Annotated in this window: 10 protein-coding genes; 5 read left to right on the forward strand and 5 right to left on the reverse strand. The window is 47.5% G+C overall.

Annotated features, from left to right (window positions below; genetic code table 11):
• Window positions 1–49: 49 nt before the first annotated feature.
• On the reverse strand, window positions 50–688 hold the full coding sequence (gene upp / locus ACZLMD_RS08420; RefSeq protein WP_022305327.1) for a uracil phosphoribosyltransferase: 639 nt from the start codon (window positions 686–688) through the stop codon (window positions 50–52).
• Between the two features lie 64 nt (window positions 689–752).
• Complete coding sequence (locus ACZLMD_RS08425) at window positions 753–2,177, reverse strand: uracil-xanthine permease family protein (RefSeq protein ID WP_482521547.1); 1,425 nt, start codon at window positions 2,175–2,177, stop codon at window positions 753–755.
• 295 nt (window positions 2,178–2,472) lie between these two features.
• Between ACZLMD_RS08425 and ACZLMD_RS08430 the strand changes: the two genes are divergently transcribed.
• The 5 genes from ACZLMD_RS08430 (at window position 2,473) to mscL (ending at window position 7,059) form a co-directional block, all read left to right on the forward strand.
• The gene (locus tag ACZLMD_RS08430; protein WP_484104802.1) at window positions 2,473–2,940 is read left to right on the forward strand and encodes a MarR family winged helix-turn-helix transcriptional regulator; all 468 of its coding nucleotides are present in this window, start codon (window positions 2,473–2,475) and stop codon (window positions 2,938–2,940) included.
• A complete protein-coding gene (locus ACZLMD_RS08435; RefSeq protein WP_489495542.1) occupies window positions 2,937–4,268 on the forward strand; it encodes an MATE family efflux transporter in 1,332 nt (443 codons plus the stop codon). The genes ACZLMD_RS08430 and ACZLMD_RS08435 overlap by 4 nt, the downstream gene beginning before the upstream one ends.
• A 171-nt stretch (window positions 4,269–4,439) precedes the next feature.
• Complete coding sequence (locus ACZLMD_RS08440; protein WP_489495543.1) at window positions 4,440–5,000, forward strand: sigma-70 family RNA polymerase sigma factor; 561 nt, start codon at window positions 4,440–4,442, stop codon at window positions 4,998–5,000.
• A 67-nt stretch (window positions 5,001–5,067) separates the two neighbouring features.
• On the forward strand, window positions 5,068–6,570 hold the full coding sequence (locus tag ACZLMD_RS08445) for a DUF4179 domain-containing protein (RefSeq protein ID WP_489495544.1): 1,503 nt from the start codon (window positions 5,068–5,070) through the stop codon (window positions 6,568–6,570).
• A gap of 72 nt (window positions 6,571–6,642) precedes the next feature.
• The gene (mscL, locus tag ACZLMD_RS08450; RefSeq protein WP_118561410.1) at window positions 6,643–7,059 is read left to right on the forward strand and encodes a large conductance mechanosensitive channel protein MscL; all 417 of its coding nucleotides are present in this window, start codon (window positions 6,643–6,645) and stop codon (window positions 7,057–7,059) included.
• Between the two features lie 67 nt (window positions 7,060–7,126).
• On the opposite strand, the gene sdaAA is transcribed toward mscL, so the two are convergent.
• The 3 genes from sdaAA to ACZLMD_RS08465 all read right to left on the reverse strand — a co-directional run.
• Entirely contained in the window at window positions 7,127–7,978 is an 852-nt protein-coding gene (sdaAA, locus tag ACZLMD_RS08455; protein ID WP_489495545.1) for an L-serine ammonia-lyase, iron-sulfur-dependent, subunit alpha, read from the reverse strand.
• An 18-nt stretch (window positions 7,979–7,996) separates the two neighbouring features.
• Window positions 7,997–8,653, reverse strand: a complete 657-nt coding sequence (gene sdaAB / locus ACZLMD_RS08460; RefSeq protein WP_482523098.1) for an L-serine ammonia-lyase, iron-sulfur-dependent subunit beta — start codon at window positions 8,651–8,653, stop codon at window positions 7,997–7,999.
• Between the two features lie 196 nt (window positions 8,654–8,849).
• A partial coding sequence (locus ACZLMD_RS08465) for a hypothetical protein (protein WP_489495546.1) occupies window positions 8,850–9,071 on the reverse strand: 222 nt, incomplete at its 5' end.

Here is a 9,071-nt window from a genome sequence, read left to right on the forward strand (position 1 = left end):
GCTTAACAACAAAGCAATCGACAACATCGTTTCTATTAAAATTAAATGATTATTTCGTACCAAAGATACGATCACCGGCATCACCAAGACCCGGACAGATATATGCATCCTCGTTAAGCTGTCTGTCAAGATGACCAACATAGATCTGCACATCCGGATGTGCCTTATGAAGCTTCTCAAGCCCCTCCGGCGCAGCAATGATACACATAAACTTGATATTCCTGCCGCCGTGCTTCTTGATCTGATCGATCGCATCAATAGCAGAACCGCCGGTTGCCAACATCGGATCACAGACAACGATCAGTCTCTCCTCGATCGGATTTGGCAGCTTACAATAATATTCCTGTGGCTGATGTGTCTCCTCATCACGGTACATTCCAATGTGACCAACCTTTGCATTCGGAACCAGAGCAAGGATACCGGAAACCATACCAAGTCCGGCACGAAGGATCGGTACGACTGCCAGCTTACGTCCGGAGATCATCGGTGTCATGCACTTCTCGATCGGAGTCTCAATCTCTACATCCTCCACCGGAAGATCAGAAAGTGCCTCAAATCCCTCCAGCATCGCGATCTCATCGACAAGCTTACGGAACTCGTTTGTCCCGGTCGCCTTATCACGGAGCAGGGAAATTTTATGCTGAATTAACGGATGTTCAAAAATTACAATATTATCGGATTTAATCATGTTACGCGTCCTTTCTTTCGGATATCTGCTATTATCTCCAATGCAGTTCTCTTATAGTCTTTTATTATTTATTTTCTTCAGTTTCTTCTGTCTCTCTATCACTGTTCATCACATAAACACCACGGCTTCTGTCTCCCTCCGGATGCTTTCCGAAGCTGTAATCATTGCCCGGAAGGATCGCATTGAGAAGGATACCTGCGATCGCTGCAACAGCCAGTGCTGTCAGTGTAATGGAAGTACCTGCCACACGGAAGGTAAGACCATCGGAAAAACCAAGACCGCAGACAAAGATCACGCCTGCGATAATGAGGTTCCTTGACTTTGTCAGATCAACTCTGTTCTCAACCACATTTCTTACACCGATTGCAGAGATCATACCATAAAGCATGAAGGACACGCCTCCGATGATCGCTGACGGCATTGTTGAAATGATTGCGGAAAACTTCGGAATAAAGGAAAGAATAACAGCAAATACTGCTGCGATCCGGATCACTCTCGGATCATAGACCTTGGAAAGTTCAAGTACACCGGTATTCTCTCCGTATGTTGTATTGGCAGGACCTCCAATGAGACCGGCAAATGCAGTTGCAATACCGTCACCCATCAGTGTACGGTGAAGACCCGGATCCTCAATGTAATTCTTACCTACGGTTGCGGAAATGGCAGACATATCACCGACATGCTCCATCATGGTTGCGATCGCGATCGGTGCCATAACAAGGATAGCGGTCACATCAAACTTGCAGATCTGGAACGGTGGAAGTCCAACCCAGCTTGCAGTAGAAACGGAAGCGAAATTCAGGATTGCAGAACCGTCCGGATTCGTCACTCCGCAGGCATTTAAGATCAATGCAAATGCATAGGAGATCAGAACACCCATCAGGATCGGGATGATCTTAAACATACCCTTGCCCCAGATATTGAAAATAATGATCACTGCCAGTGCCACAAAGGCGATCAGCCAGTTGCCGGACGCATTGCTTACGGCACTTGGTGCCAGGGAAAGTCCGATACAGATAATGATCGGTCCGGTTACAACCGGCGGAAGGAACTTCATAACGCGATTGACACCAACCAGCTTAAAGATCAGTGCAACGACCAGATACAAAAGACCTGCAACCACAATACCGCCACAGGCATATGCAACCTTATCGTTGGCAGCCATATCGGCATACATGCCGCTCTTCAGATTCGCTACCGTGTAGAAACCACCAAGGAATGCAAAAGAAGATCCTAAGAATGCGGGTACCTTAAATTTAGAACAAAGATGGAATATCAGTGTACCAAATCCGGCACAGAATAAAGTAACAGAAACCGTAAGTCCTCTTGACAGCGGCTCTCCACAGGCTTCCTGGAAATAACCTGCCACAAGGATCGGTACAAGAATTGTTGCGCCAAACATGGCGAACATGTGCTGGATTCCCAAAATAAGCATTTTAGGAACCCCTAGTTTACGAGCATCGTAGATTGGTTCGTTTGAGTTTTTCATAGTAATTGCCGTACCCCTTATCTTAAATTTTTTCTAAAGAATATAGTACCATTTCAATATAAAGATAGCAAGTAAAATACAGGAGCAATTCCGTTAAAATTACGAAGATCTTGTTCCGGCTTATCCTGATCGACGGCAGGTAAATAATGACATTATACTGCTGCGGCTTGACATAAGTACGAAATCGGACTATAATACATTATTGAGTACGAAATCAGACTTACATTATAGCAAGATACCTTTTAACCCCAACACCATTTTATATACACATAAAAACAACGAAAGGATGATGATAATGAAAACACCCGCAAAACCTCATATGAGTGACGTTCAGATAGAATATAACCATCTCTACAAGGAGTTCGATGACATCTATCATGATGCCGCACTCAATGCGTCACTCTCAGACAGTGCGTTTGATATCTTATACGGCATTTTCGAGCTTGGTGACGGCTGCCTGCAGCGTGACATCTGCAGGACCTCCTGCATTCCCAAACAGACGATCAACTCCGCCATCCGCAAAATGGAAGCAAATGGCTGGATTGAATTAAAACCGGGCAAGGGAAGAAGCATGCAGATTTTTCTAACCGACACCGGAAGGCAGATCCAGCAGGAGAAGATCTATCCGGTCATTCAGGCAGAAAACAACGCTTTGTCCGTACTGTCACCGGAGGAATGGGATCAGCTGATCCTGTTCCATCAGAAATATGCAGCTGCACTGCGCAGTGAATTTATGAAGCTTCACAGAAAGGAATCACAATGAAAATACAATTATCCGAACATTTTACATTTAAAAAGCTGTTACGTTTTGTGTACCCATCCGTCATCATGATGATCTTCACTTCGATCTATGTCGTTGTCGATGGGTTATTTGTCTCCAATTATGTCGGCAAAACAGCGTTTGCGGCGATCAATCTGATCTCACCGTTTATTATGGCAATGTCCGCACTCGGCTTTATGATGGGTACCGGAGGAAGTGCCATTGTCGCCAAGACACTCGGCGAGGGTAAGAAGGAGAAAGCCGGCGAATATTTTTCCATGCTGGTGTACGTCACCCTGATCGGCGGAATCGCTTTAAGCCTTGTCGGAATCGCCCTGACACCGTCCGTCGCAAGACTGCTCGGTGCCAGCGGAGATCTCCTGAAAAATTGTACGATCTACGGTTGTCTCGGCTTTATCACACTGGCCCCGTTCATGCTGCAGAACGCCTTCCAGAGCTTCTTTGTGGCGGCAGAAAAGCCAAAGCTTGGTCTTGCGGTGATCGTCATTGCCGGCGTGACTAATATGATCTTGGACTACCTGTTCATTGCCGTGTTCGGCTGGGGAATTGCCGGTGCTGCGATCGCCACCTCCTGCGGAGAGCTGTTTGGCGGATTCTTCCCGTTGATCTATTTTGCCGGCGGAAGATCCGATATTCTACGTCTTGGAAAGACAAAATTCTACGGCAGAATATTGTTGAAAGCCTGTGCAAACGGTTCCTCCGAGCTGATGACAAATCTTTCCAGCTCTATCGTCGGTTCCCTGTATAATCTGCAATTAATGAAGCTTGCCGGCGAAAACGGTGTCGCCGCCTACGGAACGATCATGTACGCAAACTTTATCTTTGTCGCTGTCTTTTTCGGCTATTCCATCGGTAGTGCGCCGATCATCAGCTACCATTACGGAGCTGCCAACCATGACGAGCTGAAAAATCTGTTCAAAAAAAGCCTGACACTGGTAAGCATCTGCGGCGTTGTCCTGACCGCAGCGGCACAGTTTATTGCGTCACCGATCGCACGGATCTTCGTTGGATACGATCCGGAGCTTTTTGAGATGACACGCTACGGTTTCCGTCTGTTCTGTGTAACCTTCCTGATCAACGGCTTCAATATATTTGGTTCTTCCTTCTTCACGGCGCTGAACAACGGACTGATCTCTGCCGTGATCTCCTTCCTGCGAACCCTGGTGTTTCAGCTTGCCGTGGTATTTATCCTTCCGATTTTCCTCGGCATCACCGGCATCTGGCTGTCCGTTGCCGTTGCAGAGCTTCTGACACTTTTCGTCACCGCGACATTTCTTATTAAAAAGCGCAGTGAATACCATTACGCTTAGAAAATACGGCAAATACCATTACGTCTGAAATCACACCTGAAACCAGGTGTACGATAAATGGGACAGGTAAGAATTTTTTAATATTTTTCAAAACAAAGTGAGTGATTTGAGTATCTTCATGCCAATAGATAAATGAAAGATCTTTCAAGAGATTATAAAGGGGGCAGACAAATGGAAGAACAGGAATTGCTGGACTGTCTGAGCGAAGACGTCTCACTTGGGATCGAGCTTGCGATCAGGCAGTATGGAAAGGCGGTCAAAACAATCTGCCGGTCCATCCTGTCCGGTTACAGCGGGGAAGATATCGAAGAAGCGGTATCCGACACCTTCGTGGGACTCTGGCGGTCCAGAGAAAAAATCAAGCTGACAGACGGTCAGGGACTCAGGGAATATTTATATGGAATTGCAAGGCGCACCGCACTAAATAAACGGCGCACTCTGGCAAAGGAACATCCGACACAGAATATAGATACCGCCGGAGAGCTGGTATCGGGGGAAAATGTGGAGGAGCAGATCGTAAGCCGATCTGAGTACGAAATCTTATACCAGCTGGTCAATTCCATGAAAAGTCCCGACCGCGAAATATTTATTTACCGGTATTTCTATCAACATTCGATCAAGGAGATCGCAGATAAACTGGCACTGAAAGCAAAGACGGTAGAGAACAAACTGAGCAGGGGGAAACACCGTTTGAGACAACAGCTGCTACAATGTGGCGTTGAAGTTGCCTGAAATATCTGATATGGCTTGACTGTCGAATGGTCAGGGGGAAGACCGGACAGTCAGAAAGGAGTGCCTTATGAAAAATATAGAAGATTTATTACAGGAGCTTTCCAGACAGGACATCGGCTCCGAAAGGAAGGAAACAACATTGACAGAGTCCGAAATCAAGAGATTACATGAAAAAACTCTGCAGAAAATAAATGGGGAAATCCATACAAAGACAAACGTAGAAAACAGGAAATCAAAAAAACAAAACAACATCACAACACATCCTTCATTCTGGAGAAGATATTCCAGACCGTTCGCTGCTGCCGCTGCCGCATGCCTTGTCTGCATGGTCGGCGTCACCGCATTTGCCGCTTTCAGCTTTGATGACAGCATCCGAAACTTTTTCAATATCTATGATAATCAGTCACAACAGACTGCCGAGAAGCTGACTACCAATGTCAATGCATCGGATGAATCAAACGGGATCCGGCTGGATCTGACCCAGACCATCGGAGACCATTCCGGTTTCTACGCCGTGATCAACGCTTCCGATCTGAAGGATGTTCCGTACACACTGGAATTTGGCAGCTATGAGCTTGCCATTACCGGAAAGGACGGCACAAGCTATGACTATACTGCCGACACGATAAGCAGCACCTCCGTAGACGAGGGCATTACAAAGTTTCCGATGTTGGTCAGTGGCATCAACAATAACGGCAACGATGTTGACATCAACAACAGCCATATCGCTTTGTCACTCAAAAATATCGGTTACCACAATAATCACGGTAGGTTCGTCACGCTGCAGAAGGGAAGCTGGAAATTAAACTGGACCTTCCAGACCAATGCAGAGCCGGAGCAGATCAATGTGAACAAAGACATCCGTCTCATGGATTCCGAGGGGCATTGGACGAACATTGTCGTATCTCCGCTTTCACTGACCGCACACTACACGATCACGAAGCAGGGAAAGACACATTTCACACAAAAGGAATGGAACAAATACGAAAAGTCAGACCGGCTTACGATTGATTTCACCGATGGCAGCCGTATCGACAGCCGTTTTGAGGATGATGTGACCGAAAGCTGGGGCGATGCTTCAAACGAGGGATACAAACGGATCGGCTTTAACCAGATCATCGATGCAAAAACCATCGCAAGCGTCACCTTCGGCGGTGAGACGATCACGCTCCACCAGACCACGGCAACCGACAAACGGATCCGTATCAGCAGCAAGGCAGCCAAATGCTTTGTGGAGCTGCCCGAAAGTGTTGCCGAGCTGGTAACCCTGAAAGAGAAAAATGCTGTGACCAATCCGGACTTCGGGTGCAGCGAAGCCACTGTTACCTTCATGGCAAAGCGTGGCGGTGCCAAAATGCCGCTTTTTACCATTCACCGTCTCAAGGGTTCCTTTACCGGCGAGAAAATGGAGGAGCTCAATCCGATGATGATTTATGTCGGCTTCCACAACGGATACACCTATACCATTGAATACGGTGAGTGTCAGACAGATGCACAGCTCCGGGAATTTGCGGATATCATGAACAAATATATCGTCAATATCCTGCCGTTTTTCGAGTACGCCGATTAAGAGTTTCCCGCAAACTGCCGATGTTTAACTTGTATGTATTTTATTACGCAAACGAGAAAGGCAGGGATAGACATGAAGGAATTTATCAAGGAATTCAAAGAATTTATCAGCCGTGGAAACGTTATGGACATGGCAGTCGGTATCATTATCGGTGGGGCATTTACCAACATCGTATCCTCTCTTGTAAAGGATATCATCAATCCGATCCTTGGATTGTTTGGCGGCATGAACTTCGACCAGTATCATATAAAGCTGCTCGGACAGGTCACCTTAAATTACGGCAACTTTCTGACCGCTGTATTTAATTTTCTGATCATGGCACTTGTGATCTTCATGATCATCAAGGCAATGAACACCGCATCCGAGAAGCTGATCAAGAAAGAAGAGGCAGAGGAAAAAGTTACCACAAAGGTTTGTCCGTTCTGTAAAAGCGAAGTCGATATCGAGGCAACACGCTGCCCGCACTGCACATCCATGCTGGACGAATAGATCGAAGCTGTATGCGGAGAGCACCTATAAACAGGGGAGTCACACAATTCGTGTGGCTCCCCTGTTGTTACAATACGACTGACTTTCCCGCCGGAGTGACCGCAAGCCCGCCCTGACTCGTCTCCTTGTACTGACACGGCATATTGCGCCCAATCTCATCCATCGCATCAATGACCTGATCCACCGGAATAAACGATGTGATCCCTGCCATCACCATATCACTGCACGAAACCGCATTAACAGCACCGATCACATTTCTCTTCACACACGGAACCTCCACCAGTCCCGCCACCGGATCGCACACCAGACCGAGAAGTCCCTTTAATGCAAGCGCCGTTGCTTCATAAATCTGCTGAAGACTGCCGCCCCGCAGAAAGACAAGAGCTCCTGCCGTCATAGCACTCGCAGAGCCAATCTCTGCCTGACAACCGCCCTGCGCTCCGGCAATCGATGCCCGACTCGCAATGATCTGACCGATCCCCGCTGCCACAAACAGCGCCTTGACGATCTCATCCTCGGGACACTTCTCCAGCTTCTGATAGGTGATCATCACCGCCGGCAGTACACCGCAGGAGCCTGCGGTCGGTGCCGCCACAATGCGCTTCATGCAGGCATTGGACTCTGCCATTTTAAGTGCCCTTTCCATCACCTGTCCCAGAAATGGACCGGACAGTGTCTTTTCGTCACGGTTCCATTTCGCCATAAGCTCCCCCGCACCACCTGTCATCTGACTGGCAGATCTGCGATCCTCATAATTCTCGTCCGCCTGTACCATTGCGCGGTACATGCTCCGCATCATCTCAAACACTTCCTCATGGCTGTTTTGCTTCTCATTGGCCTCCTCTTCCATTACAAGCTCCCAGAACGCCTTATTCTCCGTCTCGCATATTTCCTGCATCTGCTGCAACGATTCATACATAACGCCAATCCTCCATCCTTATAGATTCAAATATGTGACCTTGATCACGCCCTCGAGATGCTCCAGCCATTTGATCGCTTCCAGTGGAATCTCCTGATCGCACTCCAGAACCATCACGGCATTGCCGCCACGCGAATTACGGTAGAGCTGCAATGTTGCAATATTGACCGACTTGTGGCTGAGCATGGATGTCACCTCCGCCACATGCCCCGGCTGATCCAGATTATGAACGATAAGTGTCGGATATTCACCGCACACATTTACTGTCAGACCGTCCACCTCGCAGATACGGATCCTGCCTCCTCCGATGGACGCAGCGATCACCTCAAGTTCACGTCCTCCGGCACCGGTCATATGAATTACCGCCGTGTTGGGATGTGCGTCCTTTAGATCCGCCTGATAAAAAGAAAGCTCCACGCCTTCCTGCTCCGCAATCTCAAGGCTCCTCGGAATCCTCTCATCCTCCGGCTCCCAGCCCATCAATCCGGCAGCCAGCGCACGATCTGTTCCATGCCCCTTTCCGGTAGACCAAAAAGAGCCGTAAAGACCGATCTGCGCCTTCACTACCGGCTCTGCCAATAGCTTCTGACCCACATATCCGATCCTTACAGCCCCTGCTGTGTGCGAACTGCTTGGTCCTACCATTACCGGACCAATAATATCGAAAATATCCATTGTATCCACCAATCCTTCTGTCAATCTATACCTGCTAGTCTGTCCCTTATTGGGATGTACTATAGCATTATTTGATTGGAAATACAAGACAGTTTCCTATGTTAAGCAGAAATATCTTCTTATAATATCTTTATGGTTCGTTCGCTTAATTTTATTAACTCAAACTTCGCACATAAAATATATCACTGCGCCCATACTATTTCTTATGTCCGAAGCCTAATTTGGTTTTTGGCCTTGATTTTTTGAACAACCGTGAGCTGGTGGTATTAAAATTGACGCAGATCAGTAGGATTTCTGAAAAGTCTTTGCTTTGCAAGGCTTTGATAAATACGCATCCGTACGACTGAGCTCCGTAGGTGAGCTCAGCTATTTCGGACGGCACGCTCCCGCTACCACTGCACCACGCAGCGGTACATAA

This window comes from Jutongia sp. (assembly GCF_057878315.1).